The organism is Massilia polaris (assembly GCF_012927275.1).
Classification (GTDB): domain Bacteria; phylum Pseudomonadota; class Gammaproteobacteria; order Burkholderiales; family Burkholderiaceae_D; genus Telluria_A; species Telluria_A polaris.
Map to the genome: position 1 here is coordinate 1 of NZ_JABBGG010000018.1, position 24,260 is coordinate 24,260.

The following is a 24,260-nucleotide window of genomic DNA, read 5'->3' on the forward strand; positions in this document are numbered from 1 at the left end:
CATCGTGACCGCTGATTCCGGTGGCGGCCGAAATCGGTCACGATAGACCGGAATGGGTGGTCACGATGGCCAGAATGACCGGTCACGATAGACCGGAATCACTGGTCACGATGGGCCGGAATACCCACCAGCCAACGCGTGGCTTCAAGGCGCCTTTTCAGTTCGGAAATTTCGACTTCCGGGACGTTGACATGAAATGGATGAATTGTGGGAGGCGTGCCCGTCTGCGGGGCGTTTTCGATCTTGCTCATAGAGGACTCCATTTGGCTTCGATTGTGCGGTTAGCGATTGGGCGAGGATGCAGCCCGTTCCATTACGATGAGCCCCGATTTTCGGCGCTCATTGTTGGTAATCAGTCTAGCGATGCACCGATCGATGAACTATAGAGCGTTCTGATGACCGTGCAGGGATTCCCTGCCGCGAAGACGCCGGGAGGAATGTCTTTCACCACAACGCTCCCGGCGCCAATGATAGCGCCGTCTCCGATCGTCACGCCCGGGCAGATAACCGCTGCGCCGCCAACCCAGACATCGTTCCCGATCCGAATCGTTTTGCCTGACTCAATCCCGCTGCGGCGCTGTACTGCGTCCATCGGATGGGTTGCCGTGTAAATCTGAACCGCGGGTCCGAACAGGACGTTATTCCCGATGAATACCCTGGCGACATCAAGGACGACGCAGTTAAAATTGAAGTAGACGCCGGCGCCCATGACGATGTTGGCGCCGTAGTCGCACTGGAACGGCGGCGTCACATACGCACTGGTGTTCGCGCCGAACAAGCTCGACACCAGCGCCTGCCTCTCAGTCTCCGGCGCACGAGGAGAAAGCGTATTCAATTGCTGGCACAGTTCGCGTGCCCGCAGCCGTTCCTCGACCAGCTGTGGATCGGCAGAATTGTACGGAACTTCCGCGAGCATTTTTTCTTTCTCGGTGCGCATCCGGCTTAATTTTGAGGAGAGGGCACTTGGATATTAGCAGAGCAATAGACGGCCACTATATCCTCTCGATCTGCTTGTCGATTGCTTTCAGCGTCCGCTCGCTCCGCTCACTATAGCGATCGACCAGGTAATCGGTCCGGCCGCGCAGCAGCAGTGTGAACTTGAAAAGCTCCTCCATGACGTCGACCACGCGGTCGTAATAGGCCGATGGTTTCATGCGTCCTGCCTCATCAAACTCCTTGTAGGCCATCGGGACCGATGACTGGTTCGGAATCGTGACCATCCGCATCCAGCGCCCAAGCAGCCGCAAGGTGTTCACAACGTTGAACGATTGCGACCCGCCACACACCTGCATGACCGCCAGGGTCCTTCCCTGGCTTGGTCGCATCGCGCCTTGTTCGAGCGGGATCCAGTCGATTTGGTTCTTCATGACGGCGGTGATGGCGCCATGGCGTTCAGGACTGCACCACACCTGACCTTCGGACCACAATGAAAGTTCGCGCAACTCGACAACCTTCGGATGGTTCTCGGGAACGCTCCCCGCCATTGGCAGCTCGGTCGGATCGAAGATTCTGACCTCGGCGCCAAAATGTTCGAGGATGCGCGCCGCTTCTTCGGTCAGGAAGCGACTGAAGGAGCGTTCCCGCAGAGAACCGTACAGCATCAGGATGCGCGGCGGATGAGTCTGGTCCCCGACCTGGATGAGTTTCTCCATTGCCGGAACATCGAGTTGTGCCGGCTTGATGTTTGGAAGGTCGTTCAAGTTTTCCGCCATGTTCTGCTTTGGATGTCGTTGAAATGCCTGGGTGGCGAAAATTCGCGTTACGGAAGAATGTTGCCGATGCGGTCGAGTTCAGCTTTCAGCTTGCTTTTATCCTCCTGCAGCTCGGCCAGCGGCAGCGCGAGGAAGGCCTCGATGCGTGCCCGCAGGATTCGGTAAGCCTTAACAAAGGCAGCGTCGATTTCTTCTCCCGTGCCGGTCGCATGGGCGGGATCCTCAACGCCCCAGTGCGCACGCAACACAGGACCAAGGTAGGCGGGACAGGTTTCCCCAGCGGCGCTGGCGCAGACGGTTATGACGATGTCGGGTGTAGCGGGAAGCTTGTCCCATGACTTGCTGTGGTAGCCTTCCGTCGCTATCCCTTCACGCGCGAGGCGGGCGAGCGAACGAGGGTGGACGTAGCCAGCCGGCTGGCTGCCGGCGCTCATCGCGCGCCAACCTTCCGGCGCCAGATGATTGAACGTGGCTTCGCCCAGGATCGAGCGGCAAGAATTGCCAGTGCACAAAAATAAAACATTCACTACAGGCCTCGCGAGTTCGGTTCGATAATTCGAGTATAGTCGAAAGGTTGACGAATTCCAAGGTGTTATGTTTCCAGGAACGCTCCTACGTGAGCAACGCGCACGTGTTAACTGACGAGCCCGCTGCGGACTCCTGGTCGAAATGGGAAGTTTTCACTCTCGATGCCGCGCTCTTTAGTCTGTGAAATGCGCGGACGCAACCGGACTCGCGGCGATTGCTGATGACTCGGCAGGAGCGAAATGGCGAGTAGCATCTTGCCTGCCGAAGCGAGGGCCCTTTTTGTCGCTTGCTTATAAGATCGGTCCAAGCGAAGGTTTTTTTGATGGGGCCGGATTGGAAAAACTGAGCGATACGCCAACCCTGAGCCACACTCAGGGTCCGGGCCGGATGTTCTGGTTGCTGCGGAAAAGGTTGTCGGGATCGTACTTCGCCTTGATTTCCTTAAGCCGGCGGTAGTTCGGGCCATAGGCTTCGGCGATCCGGTCGCCTTCGTCCTCATTGAGGAAGTTGATATAAACGCCACCGGCCGCGTGCGGCGCCGCCGCCTTGAAGAATTCGCGTGCCCAAGCCAGGCACTTGGCATCCTCGGCGGGCTCGAGCCAGCGGGTGTGCACGTTCATCGCGTACAGCGCGTCGCGGTGCGGATAGGCCATCTCGTCCGGGGCGTGTGTATTGGCCGCGCCGCCGAGCAGTCCGAGGAAAATTTCGCTCTGCTCAGATGGCAAATTGCCGGCATACTCGATCACCACGTCGATGGCGGCGTCGCTTAGCGTGTTGAAGTTGTGGGACTTCCAATAATTGCGCGCGGGCGGTACCAGCAGGGGATCGAAAATTTGCTGCCACGCGACGTACGGCATGGAGCCGATGTGTTCGCCCACTGGCTCGCCGAAACCGCGCAACTCGGCTACCGCGCCGTTCACTTCTTCTGATGGGAGTGGCGAGAAAAAGGCCAGCGCCACCACCTCGCTTCCGTGCACCGCCGCAGGCAGGAATGGCAGGGGCGGGGCCTTGCGCAGCACCGCCCAGACCGAAATATTCTCATCCAGCGCCTCGACGTAGTCGCGGTATTTCCTTAGCACTGACCTGGCCTGTGCAAATGGGAAGACCATCAGGCCGCCGGTGACCATCGGACCGACTGCATGGAGCGCGAATTCGAATGTCGTTACCACTCCGAAATTCCCGCCGCCGCCGCGGATTGCCCAGAACAAGTCGGGATGGCTGTCGATGTCGGTGTGCAGCCGCTCGCCGTTGGCAATGACGATGTCGGCCGAGACCAGGTTGTCGACCGCCAGCCCGTACTTGCGCGTTAGCCAGCCAAAGCCGCCGCCGAGCGTGAGGCCGCCCACGCCGGTGGTCGAATTGATGCCGAGCGGCGTTGCCAGCCCATACGCCTGTGCCTCGTGATCGACGTCGCGCAAGGTCGCGCCGCCCTCGACCCAGGCCCGCATTTTATGCGGGGCGACCTGTACCGAGCGCATCATGCTCAGGTCGATCACCAGTCCGTCATTGACCAGGGCGCTGCCTGCAATGTTGTGGCCGCCGCCGCGAACCGCCAGTTGCAGGCCATGGTCGCGAGAGAAGTTGACCGCGGCCCGCACGTCGGCTGCGCCGGCGCAACGCACGATCATGGCCGGGCGCTTGTCGATCATCGCGTTCCAGATCTTGCGGGCGTCGTCGTAATCAGGTTGGCCGGGCAGGAGCACGGCGCCCCTGAGGCTGCGCTCGAGCTCTTCGATCTCCATAACGCCTACGGTAGTCATGACATACCCTTCGCATTGGTTCGCTGACGATCCTTCATAATAGGATGGCAGGGGCGATTTGCAAGCGGTGTCGGCGCCAACACGTTGTTGTCCTTTTTGGTCACAGCCGGACCTTGATGTAGGTCCGTACCGGGTTGATCGAACCTTGCTCAGCCTTGGCGGACCGGAACGTCGGGGTCCGGGCCCGCGTTCGGCTACTTCAATCGCATTTCGCTGCGATTTCCTGTGCTGCTCTTTCGATCAGCTTGGCCACGGCCTGTGGCTGCGAAATGTAAACCGAGTGGCTGCCCGGTACTTCCTCGACGCTCGCGCCGATGCGTTTCGACATGAATTGCTGCGCCGGAGGAGGAATCATCTTGTCGTCTTTGGCGATCAGGTAGTAGCTTGGCTTTGCTTTCCACGCCGCTTCGCTCACTGCACCGGTCCGTGCGTCCAGGCCCCAAGGCACTTGGGAGGCGGCCATGAAGTTCGCTTTTTCTGGATCGATATCGCCTGCAAACGAAGCGGCAAACTTGGCTTGATCGAGCAGCAGGAAGCCATCGACAGGTTGACCGCGCCACGTAGCGGACCGGCGATCGTCAACTGAACTGCGGCCTGCCAATTGAGCACCTGCCTGGACTTGTTGATCCCATTCTCGATACGAACTTGGTCAGCGTTTTCATCGTTCTCACCTTCGAATTGTTCGCTTTCGGGATGGTTCTTGCCACGTTTGGCCGATGAAAGGTCAGGCGCCGGTGGATTTATTTTAGTAGTAAAAGATTTAGAGTTAAAGTAGTCCTTGCGATCTTCTTACTCGCCGGTCGCCAAGCCTGCTCACGACAGCGACGCCTATTGGGCGCAGGGAGTATCTAAGGCCAGGAGGCCTGCTACATCGGCCTTCCCTCGCAGCTTGCAAAATCGACCGACAACCGCCGGACCGTCACACATTTACGTCGATTTCAAATGAAGCAAATGTGCAACACCGCACACCCTTCAGTGGCGATGCCGGTGATGTATGTCCGGAGTGTGCGGATGCTTATGCGTGACGGGATCATGGACATGCGGATGAGCGTGCGGCTCATTCCCGTCCCACTCGAAATCGTGTTCATGCTGATGATGCGCGTCGTGCCGGTGTGCGTGTGCATGTGCTAATGGTTCGTGCGTGTGTTCATGCCCATGGTGTTCGGTGAGATGGAGCCAGATGCCCGCCGCCATCAGCGCGGAGGCGGCCCAGAACGTTGGAGCAGGATCCTCTCCGAGCATCAGCAAGGACAGCGCTGCGCCGATGAACGGCGCGATCGAAAAATAGGCGCCGGTTCGCGCAGTGCCGAGGTGGCGCAAGGCAAGAACGAACAGCACCAGGCTGAGGCCGTAGCTGCAAAAGCCGAGCACGCCGGCCGACACCGCAGCGCTCAGCGAGGGAAGCGACTGTCCCGCCGCGAACGCGAGCGATAGGTTAATGGAGCCGGCAACCAGCCCTTTGATTGATGCGATCTGCACCGCATCACTCGCCGATATCTTGCGGGTGAGGTTGTTGTCGATCGCCCAGCATAGGCAGGCGCCGATAATGGCCAGGCTTGACCACGGCACCTCGGTGACCCCACCCCGCCAGCTCAACAGGGCCGTGCCTGCGACGATCAGGAGCATGCCGGCGAAGATGCGGCGATCGAAATTCTCGTTGAAAATGAACCACGCCAGCGCTGCAGTCAGGACACCCTCGGTGTTAAGCAGCAGCGATGCGGTGGAGGCGGGCGTTACCGCCAGGCCAACCATCAGCAATACGGGCCCGACGACTCCGCCAAACGCCGTCGCACCGAGCAGCCATGGCAGATCCCGCGCGGTCAGGCTGTCGCCCTGCGCTTGCTTGCCTCCGCTGGCGCTCATGCGGATCAGGTACCAGGACAGCAGTCCGAGGCCGCTCCCGAGATACAGAAGCGCAGCAAGCATGACCGGCTCGACCTGGCCCAGCAGGGTTTTCGCAAACGGCGCGCTTGCGCCAAATGATATGGCGGCGAGGAGCGCGTAGATGACACCCTGGTGCATGAGCTGCCTTCTTGAGTTAAGCGGGCGGGCGGCCGTTGCGGCAACGGCCGCCATCCGAGACATGCCTTACTTTACCGAGAACCGGACGCTGACCACGTTCTTGTCCGCGAACGTGACGGCGGCGACGGCTTTGCTGCCCTTTGTCAGGACGGTGTCGCCTTTTGCAACGAGCATATTGCCGCCTGCAGCTTCAAGCGGCACTTCGGTCTTCTGCGTTCCCTTCAAGACGGTCAATGTGCCGGTGACGCCGGTAGTCGGCAAATCCTTGCCGTGATCGTCGACAAAAATCGTGGTCTTGCCGTTCTTGCTGACCAGCTCGAACGATAGGTCGCCGGCGGTCTGCACGATGCCGCCATGCTTGGCCTTGCTGCCATGCGCCATCGCGTTGCCGGACAGGGCAAGACTCATTGCTACAGCCGCGAGTGCAATCAATTTCTTCATTCCAGTTCTCCGAAAATGTAGCGGCAGGGAAGGGCGCCGCTACCTGGCCCATGTTTCAATACGCTTGCTGCTCGTCCGAGGCAACCAGCGCCTCCAGCGGCTTGCGTCCCACCAGCCAGAAGATCAACGGTGTCAGGAGCGAGTCCAGCACCGTGGAACTGATCAGGCCGCCAAAAATGACCACCGCCACAGGATGCAGAATCTCCTTGCCCGGCGCATCCGCGGCTAACAGCAGGGGCAACAGGGCGAAGGCGGCGACCAGGGCTGTCATCAGAACCGGGGTCAGACGCTCCAGCGAGCCACGCACGATCATCGGCCAACCGAACGTTTCACCCTCGAACTTGCAGAGGTTGACGTAGTGGCTGACCTTCAGGATGCCATTGCGTGTCGCGATGCCTGCGAGCGTGATAAAGCCCATCATCGAGGCCACCGACAATGAGACCCCCGCGATCCACATCGCGATCACGCTGCCCACCAGCGCAAACGGGATGTTGCCCATGATGATAAGCGCAAGCGTGGACGACCGGTAGCGCGAATACAGCACCAGGAAGATCAGCACCAGCGACGCCAGCGACAGGCCGACGATGAGCCGCTGCGCCTGCTCCTGCGCCTGGAACTGCCCTTCGATACGGACGAAGTAGCCATCCGGCAGCTTGGCATCGGCGACGGTTTTTCGAACATTGGCTATGATGTCGGACATGTTGCTGCCGTCGGAATTGGCATACACGACGATACGGCGACGTCCGTTTTCGCGCCCGATCTGGTTCGGGCCATCGCCTTCCTCGACGGTGGCAATCGCCGACAGCGGAATGCGCCCGGCGGGGCTGTCGATCATGACGCGCGCCATGTCCTGCGGCGTGCGGTGCGCATCGGACAGGCGGACAACCAGGTCGAAGCGGCGCGCGCCATCGATGATCTGGGTCACGCGGCTTCCCTCCGCCAGCGATTCCAGCGCGGCCAGCACCTGTCCGGCGGCAAGGCCGTGCTGTGCCGCTTTCCGATAGTCGACGTGCACCTTGATCTGGGGGATCAGCACCTGACGTTCCACCGACAGGTCGACCAGGCCCGGGACCGTGGCCAGGCCGGTTCGCAAGCCGTCGGCAAGTCCGCGCAAGGTGTCCAGATCGTCACCGTAAATCTTCAGCGCAATCTGGGCCCGGACCCCGGACAGCAGGTGGTCCAGGCGGTGCGAAATCGGCTGGCCGATCGCTACCGAGGCTGGGATGGCCGAGAGCTGGGACCGGATGCCCGCCATGATCTCCTCGCGGCTGCGTTCGGACGGCCTGAGGTCGACGTCGATTTCGGAGGAGTGAACACCTTCGGCATGCTCGTCGAGCTCGGCACGGCCGGTGCGCCTTCCGACCTTGGTCACTTCAGGGACCTGGCCGATCAGGGTTTCCGCCAACGCGCCCATCCGGTTCGCTTCCGCCAGCGAGGTGCCCGGTGTAAAGGTCATCCCCATGACGAGCGATCCTTCGTTAAACGCCGGCAGGAATGCGCGCGGGAAGAACGGCACCGACGCGGCGGCCGCAATGACGACAATCAGGGCAACTGCCAGGATGGTGCGGATGCGGGCGAACGACCAGTCAAGGACGGCGCTATCCCAGGCTTTCAGTCGGCGCACAACGGGGCTGTCGCCCCGGTGCAGGCGTTTCATGCGCGGCAGCAGGTAGTACGCCAGGGCCGGCGTCACCGTCATCGAAACCAGCATCGAAGCGAGGATCGAGCCGATGTAGGCAATGCCAAGCGGAGCGAACAGGCGGCCTTCAATGCCCGGAAGGGCAAACAGGGGCACAAACACCAGCACGACAATGATGGTCGCGTACACAATCCCCGAGCGCACTTCGATCGAGGCGCGCCAGATTACCTCGAGCACGGAAAGGCCACTCTCGCTACGCTGTTTCAGCCGCCGTACGATATTCTCCACGTCCACTACCGCGTCGTCGACCAGTTCACCGATGGCGATCGCCAGCCCGCCCAGCGTCATGACGTTAATCGACTGGCCAAGCAGGTGGAAGGCCAGCGCAGTCACGCCAAGCGACAGCGGGATCGCGATCAGCGAGATCAACGTGGTCCGCACACTCAGCAGGAAGGCGAACAGCACGATGGCCACCAGGATGGCGCCGTCGCGCAGCGCGTCGACCACGTTGCCGATCGAGGAATCGATGAAGTTGGCCTGGCGGAATAGCACGACAGGCTGCGCCATGCCCTTGGGCAGTCCCTGCTTCAGCTCGGCGAGCGCGGTTTCGATGTCGCGCGTCAGGCGCACGGTGTCGCCGGCGGGCTGCTTCTGGACGCTGATAATGACCGCCGGTTTGCCGTTCAAGCCAGCGTCGCCTCGCTTGAATGCCGGCGCATAGCGCACGCTGGCAACCTGCTCGAGCAGCACTGGCGTGCCGTTCCGGTAGGCGACAGCCAGTCCCTTGGCGTCATCGAGCTTATTGGTACGCCCCAGGTTCCTGATCAGGTATTCGCGGCTGTTCAGGTCGATGAAGCCGCCACTGGTATTGGCCGCGAAGCCACGCAGCGCGCCGGTAAGCTGGTCGAGCGAAATGCCGAACTGGGCCATTCGCGCAGTATCGGGTTCGACCCGAAGCTGGCGCACTTCGCCGCCGATGGGGATGACCTGCGACACGCCGGGAATCGACAGCAGGCGCGGCCGCAGGACAAAGTCGGCATACTCGCGCGCCTTCATCGGGTCGGTGACCGCGACGTCGATCGGCAAGGCGATCAGCATGATTTCGCCCATGATCGAGGAAACCGGACCCATCATCGGCGAGATATTGTCCGGGAGCTGTTCCTTGACGAGAGCGATCCGTTCGGACACCAGCTGGCGGTTGCGGTAGGGGTCGGTACCCCAGTCGAACTCCGCGTAGACAATCGACAGGCCGACGCCGGAGACCGAGCGTACCCGCGTCACACCAGGCATGCCGTTGAGCGAAGTCTCGATCGGGAACGAAACAAGTTGCTCGACCTCCTCGGGCGCCATGCCGCCGGCCTCCGTCAGCACGGTCACGACCGGCTTGTTCAGGTCGGGAAACACGTCGACCGGGGTGCGCCAGGCGGTGACAGCGCCCCAGATCATCAGGAGCACGGCGGCCGCAAGCACAAACAGCCGGTTTCTCAGGCTAAAGCGAACAATAAAATTGAACATGGTCCGCTTACCTGATCTGGTTGATCAGCGCGGTGCCGGACACCACCACGCGGTTATCGCCACTGAGCCCTTTGACGATCACGATAGTACGGGCGTCGAGCGCTTTGGCTTCCACCGGCAGTGCGATGAAACGCTGCGCCCCTGACTTGATCCAGACGACCGTCTCGTTGGCCTGGTTGCGGGCAAGCGCTTCGGCAGGAAGCGCGACGCCTCTCACCCTGGTGCTCAGTTTTGCGAGAACGGTCACAGGCTGGCCGATAGCAAGGCCGAGATCGGCGCCGCTTGCGCGGAAGTTGATGGGCAGGGCGCCGTCGCGCAGCGAGCGGGCGCCGCCCAGCAGGGTTAGCTTCACCGAGGGCGACTGGACCAGCGTGGCTTCGGTGATGCGGCCGGCAAGACCAACATCGGTGGCGAGTGCCTCCACCAGCATACGCCCGGGATCGACGATATCGAACAGCACGTCGCGCGACTCCACGATTTGACCGTTCAGGATTGACGCGCTGGCGATCACGCCGCTGGCCGGCGCGGCAATGCTCTCGACACCGCCGATCGATGCGGCTACGGCCCGTTCGCGCCCGATGACGCTCGTCAGTTCTGCCCTTGCCGCCTCGATATCCTTGGCTGGCACCGTGCCTTCGAGGGACTCGAGGCGCCGTACCCGGCGTGCGAGCAAGGTCCGATTCGCGCGAAGCTCAGCCAACTGGGCGGCCTGATTGCCACGCTCGATGGCGCCATCGACCGGGCGGATGCGGGCCAGGACCTGGCCTTTGCGAACCTGTTGCCCAGCAACCGGAAGGCCATTGGGTCCGGGCTCGATGCGTCCGGAAAATGGCGCCTGGACGCGGCCGCCTGCATTCGGATCCATGCTGGCACGGGCGTTCAGCTCGACAGTCAGCGGATGGTCCGCCTCCTGCGCCATGATCGTGCGGATCGCCATGCGTCGCTGGGCCAGCTTCGGCACGTTGACGCTGCCGTCCGGCAGGCGGGCCAGCCCGCCAGTAGTACCCGTGGCCTGATCGTCAAGGTGCTCGCCGTTTGGGCCATGGGCGCCGGGGGAAGCCAGCGCAGGGAGTACCAGCATTGCGCTCAGGATAAAGCCGGCAAATCGGGTAGGGAAGGATGTCATCTTATTTTTCCTTGCGGTTCAGGCGGCGGCGTGCAATTACAATCGCGGCGACGATTGCCGCGGCGAGCGCGGCCCCAATGCCCAAAGGCCAGCCATCAAATTGATCGTGCTCCGCGGTTGGTTCTGTGCGCACGACCAGCGTGCCTTCGAGCAGGTCGCTTTCGTCGCCGGCGATCAAGGTAAACAACAATGGATGCGAGCCTGGTTTCGAGAGTGCTGCGAGCAATTTCGGATCGTCAATCGCGTAGTCACCGATATCCGCATGGAATTTCGCCTGCGCCTTTAAGCCCTTGTACGCGACTTCGAGCTTGCCGTTTAATACTGGCGCGTTGGTCTCGTACCGGTCGATCAGGACCGACAGCTCGCCGCCAGCGAGGTGGCCGACCAGCTCGAACGATTCGGTGAAGGTTTCAACCCGCGCTACCGCGGTGCCGCCCGCCGTTGCAGCCGGGCCGTCAAGGTGCTCGCCGTTGGGGCCGTGCGCGCCGGGCGAAGCGAAGGCCGGGGACATTGCGCACAGGGCGAGCAGGAGTATGTTTATAAATTTCATGGAAGAATTCCTCGTGCTTGATTAAGTTGGGCGTGTGCCAGGCCCAGCGCAACGCGCTGCTGGCGCACCGCAACATCCGCTTCATGGGTCAGTGCGTTCGCGCGCAATACTTCTGCAAGACCCCGTTCGCCGAGGCGGAACGCGTTTTCGATTAGTGATCTGTATTCGTGCAGCGCGGTAGCGCGACTGGTTGCAGCGTCCAGTGCGGCCTGGGCGTTCGCCAGCTGTTCCTGTGCCAACGACGCGTCCAGCGCCACGCTGGCTTCGGCTTGCGCAGCGTCGGCAGCTGCAGTTGCGATCTGGGTTCGTGCCAGGGTTTCCGCGGGACGGTTGCGGGCCTCACTGCCGAGTGGGATCTGCAAGGCGATTCCGATGCTTCGGTTCGGCTCGCCCAGATTGCGTTCCTGCTCATGGCGAAGCGATACGGCAAAGCTTGGCGGAGCGCCGCGTGCCGCTTCGGCCATGCGTAATCCCGCCTGCGCGCGCGATACAGTGGCCCGGGCTGCGGCGAGGCGAGCGTTGACCGGCTCGGCAACATCGCGCAGCGGCTCAGGTTCCAAGGATGGAAGGTCGGGAAATCCGGTCAGCACCCGGTAGCGCGCCAGTGCCTCGGCCGCCCTGGTCCTTGCAAGCGCAACGTCGACTTGCGCGGCGTGCACTTCCTGTTGGGCGAGCAAACCGTCGCTGCGTGCCAGGTCGCCAGCCCGGACCCGGCGCGCCACAGCGGCGGCGAGTTGCTCCATGTGGTGGAGGTGATCGTCTTTCTCCGCCAACACCTCGCGGGCGGCGGCCGCTTCCCACAGCCGGATACGGACTTCGCCGGCTACGGCAAGGCGGGCCTGCAGGAGCTGCGCAGACACTTCCTCGCTGCTGCGCGCCGCCCACGCCTCGCGCGTTGTTTTCTGACCTGGCAACCAGACAGGCGCAGAGAGCGACAGCTCGGACTCGCGCTGTTCGCGCTGGCTGGGCGAACGATCGTTACGTTGCGACAGGCTGAGTGTCGGGCTTCCGGCGATCCACGACCGCGCAGTCGAGCGTGCGGCCGCCGCTTCCTCCTGGCGCGCTTCCAATGTGCTGACCTGGGCTGAGCGCGCCCAGGCATTCTCGATAACGGTTTTCAGGGTGGCGCCGGTTACGGGCGCGAACGGCGCGGCTACTGCCAGACACGGCAGGAAGATAGCAGCACCGGCAATGCATAAAGACAAGCGACAAGCGCGCATGGGTTCTCCATCGGGTGATCAATAGAATCACCGAGGGCAGGCGAACGGACGGGACGAAAGCCGCGCCCAGAGCGTGTCGATTACGTGCGAATCGATCCCTCGGCAGTTTGGCCGGGGGCTGGGGACGGGGGGCGAAGCGGATCGTCCAGATACGGATCGGGAATGAAACGCGAAAACTCGGCCTTCAAGACCGAAACGAGCTGTTCAGGCGCGCTCGGGAGTTTCGGGACAGAGAGATCGGCAGGCTGCGGCGAGCAAGTGTGATCCTGGGCGTGCTGCGCCGACTCGTCCGAATCGTCGTAATGGACCGAGCCATCGCCATCGTGATGGTGCTGGACGTGGTTGTCGTGTTCGATCTGGTGCGCCATGTTGGCGCCGCCTCCGGACAGGAGCGCGCCGACCTGCAGAGCGAAGCTTTGCAAGGGCAGGCACATCAGAAGGGCGATACAGATGAGTCGACGCACGAATAATCCTTGGGAATACCGGCGCGATTATAGCAGTCGGGACTGCCAGGATAAAAATATCGACGTCCGATAAAGCGAAACGGTGACGGCGGCATTCGCTGCAGTTGTCCGATCAGGGGCCGCCCCAGCCACCGGCCAGCGCCTTATACACGACCACTAGCGATCCCGCCGCAGCCGCCTGCGCCTGCGCCAGCCGGTCGCGCGCCGACAACAGCTCGCGCTCTGCATCCAGTACGACCAGAAAGTCGGTCATGCCGACGGCGAAGCGCTCGCGTGCAATCAAGGCGGCCTGTTCCGACGACATGACCGCGGCGTACAGCAGCGCCGCCTGCTGCTGCGAACGCGTGTAGTGGATGAAGGCGCCCTCGGTCTCCTCGAGCGCCGCAAGCACGGCGCGTTCGTAGTTGGCAACGGCTGCATCGGCCCTTGCATCAGATGCGGCGATACTGGCACGGATGCGGCCGAAGTCCAACAGGTTCCACACCAACTGGGCGCCGAGGTTGTAGGCGTATGACGCGCCCTTGCCAATGTCGGCGGCGTGCGAGGCGTTCTGGCCGATGGTGCCACCGAGAGTTATGGTCGGGAACCAGGCGCTGCGTGCCACGCCTGCGTTGGCCGCCGCCGCCGCAAGTTGCGCTTCAGCCAGCTGTACGTCCGGCCGGCGGCGCAAAAGGTTTTCCGGCGTGCCGATGCCGCCCAGGTCGACGACTCTCAGTCCAGGCAAGGGACGCACTACCTGCAATTCGGCATCAAGCCCGGATGGTGGCAAGCCGCATAGTACCGCCAGCCGGTAGCGGGTACGTGCCAGCGCGGACTCGATGGCAGGCACGGTGGCGGCAGTTGAGTTGACCAGCGCGCGTGCACGCTCTGTATCCAGCGCCGTGCCCCGCCCGGCACCTTCACGAGCCTCTACCAGTTGCTGAGCTGCCCGCTGGGTCTCCAGCGAAGCGACAGCCACACGCAGTTGCTCCTGCAGGCCGCGCAGGTTGAAGTAGTTGCGCGCCACCTCGGCGGCGATGCTCAACTGGGCTGCGCGATAGCCCGCCTCGCCCGCCAGCACGCCTGCCTGCGCCGCGCGGCGGGTACCGCTCAAGCGGCCGAAGACATCTACTTCCCACAGCACATCCAGCCCGACGGAATAGGCGTTGTCCGTCTTCGGCTCGCCATTACTGTCCTTGGCGCGCACGCGGGCGGCGCCGGCGCCGACGTTCACGGAAGGCCACATGTCGGCACTGGCAAAGCGGCCGGCGGCGCGTGCTTCGGCGAGGCTGGCGGCAGCAGTACGCACGTCAGTATTGGCCTTCAAAGCCCGCTGCACGAGGGACGACAGCTGCTCGTCCTCAAATCGCCGCCAGAATTCAGCAACCGGCTCGTCGGTCACCGCCTTGTCCGGCGCATTGACAAAGCCAGCCTGCGCAGGCGGCTGGTAGCGCGCGAGCTGCGGCGCGTGGGAACAGGCGGCCAGGCACGACAACGCGAGCAGGGCGCCTGCCCGGCCGAGGAAGTAGGGCGCGCGACTCATGATTCCCCCTTTTTTGGTGGCTGGTCGGCATCGTCAATGCCGGCATGGAAGGGATGGGCAGCGGCGTCCACGGCGCGACGCACTTCGGCCGCGTGTTCACGTCGTTTCGCCGTGCCCTTGCGCACCATGCTGTAGAACACCGGCGTCAGGAAAATGCCGAAGAAGGTCACGCCGACCATGCCGGAGAACACCGCAATCCCCATCGCGCGCCGCATTTCACTGCCCGCACCGCTACCAAGGATCAACGGGATCACGCCGGCGCAGAACGCGATGGACGTCATCAGGATAGGGCGCAAGCGCAGGTGGCATGCCTCCAGCACAGCCTCGACCATCGGCATCCCGCGTTCCTCCAGCTCCTTGGCAAATTCCACGATCAGGATGGCGTTCTTGCAGGCCAGGCCGACCAGTACCACCAGGGCCACTTGAGTGAAGATGTTCAGGTCACCCGTCTGCCTGAATGGAGGGAAATGCGATAGCCAGACGCCAAATAGAGCGCACAGGATACACATCGGCACGATCAGGATGATGGCAAGTGGCAGGCTCCAGCTTTCATACTGAGCGGTGAGTACCAGCACGACCAGTACCACTGACACGAGCAGCACTGCTGCCAGTGTGGGGATCTTGATGCCGAAACCGGGCAGCGTTACGTCACGGGTCAGGCGGTCCTGGTAGGTCAAATCGGTCCATTCGAAGCCCATTCCTCGGGGCAGGCCCTGGACCATTTTTTCGATCTCGTTTTCCGCCTGGCCGCTGGAGAAGCCGGGCTTCGGCGCGCCGTTGATGTCGGCAGCCGGGAAACCGTTGTAGCGCGTGACGCGCGTCGGTCCGAACGTCGGCTGGATCTGCATGACTGCGCCCAGTTGCACCATCTGGCCGGCATCATTGCGGGTCTGCAAGCGCGCGATGTTGTCTGAATTGGCACGGAAGGGCGCATCTGCCTGCACCACGACCTGGTAAGTCTTGCCGAACCGCGTGAAATCGTTCACGTACAGCGAACCAAGGTTGATTTGCAGCGTGTCGTAAATCGACTGTAGCGGCAGCCCCATTTGCTTGGCTTTGGTACGGTCGACATCAGCGAACAACTGGGGCACATTGATGTCGTAGGTGGAGTATGGCGTCGCAATCGTCGACTTAGGGTTGCCGTAAATCGGCCCCAGCAAGCCCCACACGCTGCCGTACAGCGCCTGCTCGCCCTGGCCGCCGCGGTCTTGCACCATTAGCTTGAAGCCGCCGGCCGCACCCAGGCCGTCGACAGCGGGCGGTGGGACGACAAAGATGCGCGCACCCTGCAGTTGCTGCATGGCGCCGTTCACTTTGCCCAGGATGGCGTCCTTCGATAAGGCCGCCGATGTGCGGTCCTCGAATGGGGCCAAACCAAAGAACACAATCCCTTCGTTCGGCGCAGCGGAGAATCCGGCAATCGACAGCCCGGGGAAGCCGATCGAATTCTCAATGCCTGGCACCTTGAGGGCGATATCGCTCATCTCGCGGATTACCTTCTCGGTCCGGTCCAAGGTGGCCCCAGCGGGCAGTTGCGCCACGCCGATCAGGTATTGCTTGTCCGGCGAAGGAACAAAGCCGCTCGGCACGGCCGCGAACAACACCGCAGTCAGAACCAACAGAATGCCGTATACACCAAGCGCCAACGACTTGCGCTTCAGGAGGCCCTCCACGCCTCGACTGTACTTCTTGCTCTGGCGCTGGAAGAAGCAGTTGAACCAGTGGAAGAAGCGGCCAAACAGCTTGTCCATCCAGATCATCACCTTGTCCTTCTGTGCATCATGGGGGCGCAGCAGCAGGGCAGCCAGGGCGGGTGACAGGGTCAGCGAGTTGATTGCCGAGATCACCGTCGAAATGGCAATGGTCGCAGCGAACTGCTTGTAGAACTGGCCGGACAAGCCAGGCACAAAAGTCAATGGGATGAACACGGCGCACAGTACCAGGGCGATAGCGACGATCGGGCCACTGACCTCACTCATTGCCTTGTGTGTCGCTGCGTGTGGCGTCAGGCCGTCGGCAATGTTGCGCTCAACGTTCTCGACCACGACAATGGCATCGTCCACCACGATACCAATCGATAGCACCAGGCCGAACAGGGTCAGCGTGTTGATCGAGTAGCCAAGCAACAGCAGCACGCCAAACGTGCCGACAATTGACACGGGCACGGCCAGCAGGGGAATTATCGAAGCACGCCAGGTTTGCAGGAAGATGATCACCACCAGTACCACCAGCAACACGGCCTCGATCAGCGTGATGACGACCTTTTCGATCGATGTCTGTACGAAACGGGTCGGGTCATAGACAATGTCGTAGTCCACCCCTTGCGGAAAGCTTTGCTTTAGTCGGGCCATGGTGGAGCGCACGTTGTCCGACAGCGCAAGCGCATTCGAGCCTGGCGACTGGAAGATACCGATTGCCACAGCCTCCTTGTTGTTCAACAGGCTGCGTAAGGCGAAGGTACTGGCGCTCATCTCTACGCGACCAATATCCTTGATCCTTACTAAGGCTCCGGTGCCGGTGTCGCTGCGGATAATGATGTCTGCGAAGTCCTCCTCCTTGACCAGGCGTCCCTGCGCGTTGATGGCCAGCTGGAACTCTGTATTGTTTACTGCAGGCGGTGAACCGACGACACCGGCGGCAACCTGTGCATTTTGCTCACGGATCGCTTGCACTACATCGCCCGCGGTCATATTGCGTGCGGCGAGTTTCTGCGGATCCAGCCATATGCGCATAGCGTAATCGCCGCCGCCAAAGAACAGGACCGTGCCCGTGCCAGGGATGCGCAGCAGTTCGTCGCGCACATTCAAGTTGGCATAATTGCGCAGGTAGAGCGTGTCGTGGCTGTTATCCCGGCTGACCATATGCACCACCATGGTCAGGCTGGACGACTGCTTCTCGGTGGTAACGCCAATCTGGCGCACGATGTCGGGCAGTCGGGGCAGGGCGCGGTTGATGCGGTTCTGGACCGCCGTTTCAGCTTGCTCCGGTACGGTACCGATCTTGAAGGTGACAGTGATGCTCATGCTGCCATCGGCGGTCGCCTGGCTCTGGTAATACAGCACGTTCTCCAAGCCATTGATCTGCTCTTCCAGCGGTGCCGCCACCGTTTCCGAAATCACGCGGGGGTTAGCGCCGGGGAACTGAGCGCGCACCACAATCTGTGGCGGTGCCACTTCCGGATATTCCGAGATCGGTAGCTGGAAGATTGCCAGCAGCCCGGTCATGAAGATGAAGATCGAGATAACGGTGGCAAGGCGTGGGTGCTCAATGAAATACTTTGAGATGTCCATGGCGCCTCCTTAACCCTTGGCCGGAGCGGGCGGGGTGGGCGGCGGGGCGGGGATGGGCATGCCTTTGTCATCCACTTTGAGGACCTGCGGGGTGACGGGGGCGCCGGGGAAGGCGCGCAGCAGGCCGTCCACGATCACCAGTTCGCCTTCCTTTACGCCTTCGACTACGCGCATTCCATCGATCAGTGCGCCGGGCTTCACTTCGCGCTGCTCGACGATATTGTTCTTGCCGATTACCAGGACCACCTTGCGCGTCTGGTCGGTGGTCACGGCGCGGTCAGCGACCACGGTGGCGCTGTAGTTGCCACTGCCGACCAGTTTGAGGCGGACAAACAGGCCGGGGGTGAACAGGCCATCCTTGTTGTCGAACACGGCACGTCCTCGCAGGGAAGCGGTGGCCGGGCTGAGGCGGTTGTCCACGAAGTCCATCTTGCCCTGGTGGGGGAAGCCTTGTTCATTGGCCAGGCCGAGGTAGATTACGCTGGGAGTATCACGCGAGGAGGGGCGGGTGCCTTCGCGGGCAGCGCGCATGTATTTGAGGTAGAGAGCTTCGCTGGCGTCGAAGTAGGCGTACACGCGGTCGGTGGACACCACTGTGGTCAGAACCGGATCGCCCACGTTGACCAGATTACCTTCGGTGACATTGGCGCGCGAAGTGCGGCCGTCGACCGGCGCGGTGATCTTGGTGAATTCGAGGTTCAGGCGGGCCTGGGTCAGCGCAGCCTCGCCAGCGCGGATTGAAGAACCGGAATTAGCCGCGGCAGCTTTCAGCTGATCCAGTTCTTGTGCGCTGACGCCGCGCACGGCCACCAGTTTCTCAGCGCGCGCCAGTTCAGATTTACTTAGCTCCGACTGAGTACGTGCAGATTGTAGCTGTGCTTCGGCTCGTGCCACTTCAGCGGCGTAAGGCCGGGGATCGACGGTGAACAGCGGATCTCCCTTCTTGGCCAGTTGCCCCTCCTTGAAGTGGACGCGGACCAGGGTACCTGCCACACGCGATCGCACGTCCACCGTGTGTGGAGCTTCCAATCGGCCGGTGAATTCATCGAATTCCTGAACCTGTCGCTTGACGACCGGCGCGACCGAAACGGTCGGTGTTTGATCGGCTTGCTTGGAGGGATCATCCCTCGCACCGCAAGCTGTCAGTGCAGCCAAGACGATAAGCGGGACGAGACGTGCGGCTAGAGCATCCATGGCGAGAACCTTCCTAACTGCGTGATACAGCGGATAACGGATTCTTACGGGGTCGCGCCCCAATTTATCATAGATGTGCAATGTGCAGCGGACTAAAGCTAGCCCTTCATTAGCTCCGTTGCCGCCTCATCGATCAATGCCGCCACGTCGACCGGCATGGACGCCAACGAAGCATGGCTTGCTTTCAAGGAACTGATCTTTCTGGCATCGAGCCGATCCGCCATGCGGGGGCCGTATCGACGAACACAGACTGTTTAAGGTCATTCCGCAAAAGATCGAGCGTTTTTGCGACGATGGGATAGACTCGTTGTGCGACCAACATTTCTTAACCCAAGCCATTTTCATGGACGGAATCATGGACAAGCCTTATGAACCTATCTCCTGTGCGATCCACGACGAATTCCTGGCGCTTGCCAGCCTGCGCCGCAGCTGCGAGCTGACCGTGGTGCTGGCCGATGGAAGCGAGGAGACGGTGCGCGGTTTGATCGCGGACGTGTACACGCGCGAAGGCGCGGAGTACTTGCAACTGCGCGATGGTCCCACCTTCCGGTTGGACCAGATACGCGCGCTGGACGGCAAGGCGCTTGTTTGAATTCGCGCAATGGGCGTGCGCATCACCAGGCCCGCGGTAGCGGCACGTGGCGCCTTCCATGTCATGCCAGCACGGACAGCATGCAGCGTTTGGTTTGGTTTGAGTGAAGAGCGAAGGCGAGGGCGCCCTCGGCGGTCCGCTATTTGCGCTGCGCCTTGGCAAAGTTGTTGCGCACCTTGAGCACGGCGTCGCGCGTGGCCCCGAACTCTGCCAAACTCAAGCCGCTGGCTTCGAAGAGCTCGGCGCTGTACGCCCGTTCGCGCAAGGCGCGGCCTTCCTTGGTGAGATTGACCAGCACATGGCGCTCGTCCGCGCTGTCGCGCTCCCGGCTCACATAGCCCGCGCTCTCCAGCTTCTTCAGAATGGGCGTGAGCGTGTTCGATTCCAGAAACAGCTTCTCGCCCAGCCCGCTGACAGTCTGGTTGGCTTCCTCATACAATGCCACCACGGTGATGTACTGGGTATAGGTCAGTCCCAGCCCATCCAAGAGTGGCTTGTACCCTTGCCGAAGGTGATGTTGGCCGAATAGACGGCGAAGCACAGGAAGTCCGCGAGTTTCCGCGCTTCCGGCTGAGATGCCTTGGTTACCTTGCTTGCTTTGGTCATGATGATTTTTTTGTTCGCGTGGTAGCGTATAACTACTTCACCACGCGGATGCGATTCAATCGGATCAGGCGCGCTGAGGCAGTTTCCAATCAGGGCGTATGAAGTGGCAGGTGTAACCGTTGGGCATGCGCTGCAGATAATCCTGGTGTTCCGGCTCGGCTTCCCAGAACGGGCCTGCGGGCACGATCTCGGTCATCACCTTACCGGGCCACAGGCCGGAAGCGTCCACGTCGGCCACGGTGTTCTCGGCCACGCGCTTTTGCTCGTCGTCCAGGTAGAAGATGGCGGAGCGGTAGCTGGCGCCGACGTCGTTGCCTTGGCGGTTGGGAGTGCTCGGGTCGTGAATCTGGAAGAAGAATTCCAGGATCTGGCGGAAGCCGATCTGGCTCGGATCGAACACGACTTCGAGCCCTTCGGCGTGCGTGCCGTGGTTGCGGTAGGTAGCGTTGGGCACGTCGCCGCCGGTATAGCCGACGCGGGTGGACAGCACGCCGGGCTGGCGGCGTAGCAGCGCCTGCATGCCCCAGAAGCATCCGCCCGCCAGGGTGGCGGTCTCAGTTTGCACTTTCATATTGCACCCTTTCATTTTTGCATCGGTCGATGGTGCGCGCGAACGCGCACCGGGTTACAGCACATTATGCGGTAGTAACGTTCAGCGTCACGTCGATGTTGCCACGCGTCGCTTTCGAATATGGGCAGATTGCATCGGCGGCGTGCGCGATCTCGGTAGCCAGCGCGTGGTCGAGGCCGGGCACCACCAGGTTGATACGGCCTTGGATGAAGTAGTCGGCGCCACCCAGGCCCAGGTCCACTTCAATATCCACAGCCGTGTCCGCAGGCAAGGTCACTTTCATCTCCTTGGCGGTAATGCCGACGGCGGCGATGTAGCAGGCCGACCAGGCACCGGCGAACAGTTGCTCGGCGGTCGGGTGCGGTGCGACGGCTTCGAGCGCATAGACGGTGGCGGCACTGTTGCCGGGCACGGACAGATTGATGTTCAGGTTCCCTTCGTGGTCGCCAGCGATGACGCGGCCGTCTGCGGACGTGGTGCGGGTTTTGCCGGTCAGCAGGACTTTTTGAATTTTGCTCATGGTGAACTCCTAAGTGGTTAAAGTTGATCGGATCCGATGAAATCTGATGCGATGTGAGGAGTATAGCGGGTTCAAAACGAATGTCAAGCGGTTGCGAGTGAATCGCGTGCGATTTATGATTGATCGAGTTTGACCTGACCCCAACAGGGTCCTGCTTACGACCGGCGTAGTTCGCGCCGCAAGGCGCCAGCCTACTTCCGGCACATAAGCGCCCGCATCAGAATGGCAGGAAGAGGGCGCAATTGCACGGATAGGCAGCAGGCCGAGCAGACAGTTGCCTGATAGCGCGGAAAGTCTGCTTGTCAATGAGGACGGATCCTGGGGCAGGGATGATTTACCTGCTGACGTGTTCGATTATATCGAAAGTTTCTACAATCCACGCCGGCGTGCTCGGCTATATCAGCCCAGTACAGTTTGGAAATCTAAAATGCGCCTGGCGCAAGTGTCCGTGACGATGGGGAAGGCCAGGCTTGCCCTGCTCACAGCAGTGGTATTCCGGTGTCATCAACCGTGCCGCAAGCAGGCAAACAACAGAGCGCATCGTGTGTCTTACCTGCTTGCTGTGGATGAACGCATCCACGTCGCTTCCGCTAGCAAGTCATGCGCGCAGCGACCTGAAGCTCGCGCGAACCTCTTCTGAAAAGATCTTTGGCTGTTCCCATGCGGCAAAGTGCCCGCCTTTGTCGAGCTTGTTGTAGTGGATGAGCTTGGGGAACGCCCGTTCCGCCCAACTCCGCGGGGTCGGATAGAGCTCGTCAGGGAAGACGCTGACGGCAACTTTCAATTTTGCTCATGGCTATCTCCTTATAGAGGCTCGGCCGGGATTCGTGTAAAAATACTCAAATTACGCTGTAACTGACTGAAGATCGCCTCGTACACGCCACACGGAATGAAATGGCTGAACAGCGCGATGTACATGTCGGACACATGGTAATAGCCAATGCCGCCATACCCGCCGTAGCGGATGTGGTATTCGGAGAGCAGGTTTTGCTCGTACATATTCCACTTGGTCCCGTCGGCCGACGCGCGCTTCCCTGAGCCACAGTATTTCGGCAGCAGAAATTTGTTGTAAGCGTTGATGACCTGGACGATAGCTTTTTCAAGCCGCTCCTCGGTGATGTGGTGCAGGTTGAGCCAGGCTACCTGCTTGCGGCTCAGGTCCTTGACCGAGCGCGCGGTTTGCGTCGCGCCGAGGTTGCAGCCATAGCAGAACAGCGTTGTGATGAACCGCTTGCGCGGGTCGTCGACCTTGGAGTCAAATCCGGACAGCGGACCGAACTGCTTATGCAGGTCCAGCCAGCCCTCCGACTCCACCAAGATGTCGAGGATGTTTTTTTCGGGCAGCCGCGCGGTGAGAATTTTGTCGATCTTCTCCAGCGCCTCCGGCTTGGCGTCCTTCGCGTGCTTGCGCAGGATCAATTCGGTACCGACCAGGTCGACATGCTCATTTTCAGGCAAGCCGGCGTCGACGCGTGCGGCGGTTGCCGCAAGCGACGTTTTTAGCGCCGCTGAGGAGATGGCCACCATCTTGGGGCATCAGGTGCGGGTGGAAATCGGTTGAAATCATCGCGAAGAAGATGTGGCATCGGGGCGACCGCATCACCGGGCGCGATATCGCATGTCAATAAGAGTGTTTAGCAATTCGGCGCTGGAGCGCTCGACGCTCCAATTGTCGTGCTGGTGCACTTAATGCAGCAGCAACTTGCAGCGATTTCTGCCTCCTGGAATCCGCCGATAATGGGGGATTTGGGAAAGTGAAAAAGTCTTGGGCAAAGCGAACTCAGGTCGGCTTGATCCGCGAGCGCAGCAGACTTCCGGCCGCGTTCTCTTCAAACAACCCTGCCTCCTCGATGTACCCCTGCACCGTCCCGTCGTGGCGCCAGCCGCCTTGCTTTTTGATATCTCGGAAGTCGGCGCCGGCGCGGTGCGCGCTGGTGGCCATGCCACGGCGCAGACTGTGACTGGACAGGTCCGGCACATAATCGAGCTGCGCCAACGTCGCGCAGTCCGCGAGGACCGTGTTGACGCTCCCTACGGCCAGAGCAATGCCGGCCGCCTTGCCCCACTTGGTGACCGACCGGAACACCGGTCCGGCCGCGATGCCTGCAGCGTCCAGCCAAGCGCGCAGCGCCTTGGCTGGACAGCATGGCCCGTCGCTGTATGGGATCGCCTTGGTGATGCCTTCCCCCGTTTGATCGGTCTTCGAGCGCGGCAGCGCGATTTCGATGCCCTCCCGCCTCCAAAGGACGTGCTCGACCTTGATGCCTACCAATTCACTGCGCCGGAAACCGCCGAAAAATCCGACCTGTAGCAGCGCGCTGTCGTGCGACGCCTTCAGCGTTGAGATGTCGGCCAGTCGCGCCACAATCAACTCCAGATCCTCGATCGGCAGCGCCTTGGCCTTTTTCTTCGGGCGACCATGCGTGCGCGCGACGCCGGCCAGTGTTTTCCGGACGGTAGGCGTCGATGTCGGGTCCGCAAAGCCCTGGTGCGCGTGCCACTGCGACAGCGCCGTCAGGCGCAGCGCCAAGGTGCGCGGGTTGAGCGCGATCACCCATGCCGACGCAATGTTGATTTCCGTCAACTGCTCACTAAGCAGAAAAATAAGCCTATCAGTGCAACTTCGTTGAAAATACACGCATTGTCACGAGTTGATCGGGACTCGGATGAGTCCCGAAGGTCGCCGGTCAGCGCCGTACCCTAGAATCTCGGATTTCTACGATGCGAATCATGTGACAAAGTGAATTTGGATAAACAAACCGGCCGCAAAAGTAGACCGAAGATGCAGGAGCTTGGGGCCAAGACGAACTTCACTTGACCGCGCGCGCCGTTGGCGATCGAGAGAGATTAGGACCTGGATCCGTTATCTCGAGTTCCAGCCCGGCATCCTGACATCCGCATCAGACCCAGGATGACTCTTTGAGTGAGGTCACGGTCGAATCCCGCGCCGGGATGCGGCGGTGGGTGTGCACTTAACACCCGGTAGTT

Annotated in this window: 20 protein-coding genes and 5 pseudogenes; 2 read left to right on the top strand and 23 right to left on the bottom strand. The window is 61.4% G+C overall.

What is annotated here, in order from left to right; genetic code table 11:
* Positions 1 to 98: 98 nt before the first annotated feature.
* From HHL21_RS20545 to HHL21_RS21840, 17 genes and pseudogenes are all read right to left on the bottom strand, one after another.
* Positions 99 to 251 carry a hypothetical protein gene (locus HHL21_RS20545; RefSeq protein ID WP_169469392.1) on the bottom strand — a complete coding sequence of 51 codons (153 nt, stop codon included), beginning with the start codon at positions 249 to 251 and terminating at the stop codon, positions 99 to 101.
* Positions 252 to 352: 101 nt separating this feature from the next.
* A complete protein-coding gene (locus HHL21_RS20550) occupies positions 353 to 937 on the bottom strand; it encodes a sugar O-acetyltransferase (protein WP_169469394.1) in 585 nt (194 codons plus the stop codon).
* A gap of 55 nt (positions 938 to 992) precedes the next feature.
* A complete protein-coding gene (gene arsH, locus HHL21_RS20555) occupies positions 993 to 1,712 on the bottom strand; it encodes an arsenical resistance protein ArsH (RefSeq protein WP_169469396.1) in 720 nt (239 codons plus the stop codon).
* Between the two features lie 47 nt (positions 1,713 to 1,759).
* Positions 1,760 to 2,239 carry an arsenate reductase ArsC gene (locus HHL21_RS20560; RefSeq protein WP_169469398.1) on the bottom strand — a complete coding sequence of 160 codons (480 nt, stop codon included), beginning with the start codon at positions 2,237 to 2,239 and terminating at the stop codon, positions 1,760 to 1,762.
* Between the two features lie 372 nt (positions 2,240 to 2,611).
* Positions 2,612 to 4,000 carry an FAD-binding oxidoreductase gene (locus HHL21_RS20565; RefSeq protein WP_169469400.1) on the bottom strand — a complete coding sequence of 463 codons (1,389 nt, stop codon included), beginning with the start codon at positions 3,998 to 4,000 and terminating at the stop codon, positions 2,612 to 2,614.
* A gap of 199 nt (positions 4,001 to 4,199) precedes the next feature.
* Positions 4,200 to 4,601, bottom strand: a complete 402-nt coding sequence (locus tag HHL21_RS20570; RefSeq protein WP_169469402.1) for an alpha/beta fold hydrolase — start codon at positions 4,599 to 4,601, stop codon at positions 4,200 to 4,202.
* Between the two features lie 371 nt (positions 4,602 to 4,972).
* Positions 4,973 to 6,022 (bottom strand): DMT family transporter, encoded by a 1,050-nt coding sequence (locus HHL21_RS20575; RefSeq protein WP_169469404.1) that lies wholly within the window; start codon positions 6,020 to 6,022, stop codon positions 4,973 to 4,975.
* Between the two features lie 66 nt (positions 6,023 to 6,088).
* A complete protein-coding gene (locus HHL21_RS20580) occupies positions 6,089 to 6,463 on the bottom strand; it encodes a hypothetical protein (protein ID WP_169469406.1) in 375 nt (124 codons plus the stop codon).
* Positions 6,464 to 6,518: 55 nt separating this feature from the next.
* Positions 6,519 to 9,617, bottom strand: a complete 3,099-nt coding sequence (locus HHL21_RS20585; RefSeq protein WP_169469408.1) for an efflux RND transporter permease subunit — start codon at positions 9,615 to 9,617, stop codon at positions 6,519 to 6,521.
* A gap of 7 nt (positions 9,618 to 9,624) precedes the next feature.
* On the bottom strand, positions 9,625 to 10,743 hold the full coding sequence (locus HHL21_RS20590; RefSeq protein WP_169469410.1) for an efflux RND transporter periplasmic adaptor subunit: 1,119 nt from the start codon (positions 10,741 to 10,743) through the stop codon (positions 9,625 to 9,627).
* A 1-nt stretch (position 10,744) separates the two neighbouring features.
* Positions 10,745 to 11,293: a hypothetical protein gene (locus HHL21_RS20595; protein WP_169469412.1), complete on the bottom strand. Its 549-nt coding sequence runs from the start codon at positions 11,291 to 11,293 to the stop codon at positions 10,745 to 10,747.
* Complete coding sequence (locus tag HHL21_RS20600) at positions 11,290 to 12,513, bottom strand: TolC family protein (protein WP_169469414.1); 1,224 nt, start codon at positions 12,511 to 12,513, stop codon at positions 11,290 to 11,292. Before HHL21_RS20600 ends, HHL21_RS20595 begins: the two co-directional genes overlap by 4 nt.
* A gap of 80 nt (positions 12,514 to 12,593) precedes the next feature.
* Entirely contained in the window at positions 12,594 to 12,977 is a 384-nt protein-coding gene (locus tag HHL21_RS20605) for a hypothetical protein (protein WP_169469416.1), read from the bottom strand.
* A 112-nt stretch (positions 12,978 to 13,089) separates the two neighbouring features.
* Complete coding sequence (locus tag HHL21_RS20610; protein ID WP_169469418.1) at positions 13,090 to 14,499, bottom strand: TolC family protein; 1,410 nt, start codon at positions 14,497 to 14,499, stop codon at positions 13,090 to 13,092.
* Positions 14,496 to 17,789 (bottom strand): efflux RND transporter permease subunit, encoded by a 3,294-nt coding sequence (locus HHL21_RS20615; protein WP_169469420.1) that lies wholly within the window; start codon positions 17,787 to 17,789, stop codon positions 14,496 to 14,498. The genes HHL21_RS20610 and HHL21_RS20615 overlap by 4 nt, the downstream gene beginning before the upstream one ends.
* A gap of 9 nt (positions 17,790 to 17,798) precedes the next feature.
* Positions 17,799 to 18,983 (bottom strand): efflux RND transporter periplasmic adaptor subunit, encoded by a 1,185-nt coding sequence (locus HHL21_RS20620; protein ID WP_169469422.1) that lies wholly within the window; start codon positions 18,981 to 18,983, stop codon positions 17,799 to 17,801.
* 98 nt (positions 18,984 to 19,081) lie between these two features.
* Positions 19,082 to 19,210 (bottom strand): annotated as a pseudogene (locus HHL21_RS21840) (alpha/beta hydrolase); the annotation flags it as partial.
* Positions 19,211 to 19,338: 128 nt separating this feature from the next.
* Here HHL21_RS21840 and HHL21_RS20625 point away from each other — a divergent pair.
* Complete coding sequence (locus HHL21_RS20625; protein ID WP_169469424.1) at positions 19,339 to 19,575, top strand: hypothetical protein; 237 nt, start codon at positions 19,339 to 19,341, stop codon at positions 19,573 to 19,575.
* A 139-nt stretch (positions 19,576 to 19,714) separates the two neighbouring features.
* Here HHL21_RS20625 and HHL21_RS20630 read toward each other — a convergent pair.
* The 3 genes and pseudogenes from HHL21_RS20630 to HHL21_RS20640 form a co-directional block, all read right to left on the bottom strand.
* Positions 19,715 to 20,181, bottom strand: a pseudogene (locus HHL21_RS20630) (MarR family winged helix-turn-helix transcriptional regulator).
* 64 nt (positions 20,182 to 20,245) lie between these two features.
* Complete coding sequence (msrA, locus tag HHL21_RS20635) at positions 20,246 to 20,752, bottom strand: peptide-methionine (S)-S-oxide reductase MsrA (protein ID WP_169469426.1); 507 nt, start codon at positions 20,750 to 20,752, stop codon at positions 20,246 to 20,248.
* A gap of 64 nt (positions 20,753 to 20,816) precedes the next feature.
* On the bottom strand, positions 20,817 to 21,272 hold the full coding sequence (locus tag HHL21_RS20640; protein ID WP_169469428.1) for an Ohr family peroxiredoxin: 456 nt from the start codon (positions 21,270 to 21,272) through the stop codon (positions 20,817 to 20,819).
* Positions 21,273 to 21,597: 325 nt separating this feature from the next.
* On the opposite strand from HHL21_RS20640, the pseudogene HHL21_RS20645 reads away from it, so the two are divergent.
* A pseudogene (locus HHL21_RS20645) lies at positions 21,598 to 21,724 on the top strand (IS3 family transposase); the annotation flags it as partial.
* A 146-nt stretch (positions 21,725 to 21,870) separates the two neighbouring features.
* Here HHL21_RS20645 and HHL21_RS20650 read toward each other — a convergent pair.
* From HHL21_RS20650 to HHL21_RS20660, 3 genes and pseudogenes are all read right to left on the bottom strand, one after another.
* Positions 21,871 to 22,056: pseudogene (locus tag HHL21_RS20650) on the bottom strand (epoxide hydrolase); the annotation flags it as partial.
* Between the two features lie 77 nt (positions 22,057 to 22,133).
* Positions 22,134 to 22,775: pseudogene (locus tag HHL21_RS20655) on the bottom strand (Tn3 family transposase); the annotation flags it as partial.
* 277 nt (positions 22,776 to 23,052) lie between these two features.
* Positions 23,053 to 23,856 (bottom strand): site-specific integrase, encoded by an 804-nt coding sequence (locus HHL21_RS20660; protein WP_229496648.1) that lies wholly within the window; start codon positions 23,854 to 23,856, stop codon positions 23,053 to 23,055.
* Positions 23,857 to 24,260: the final 404 nt, after the last annotated feature.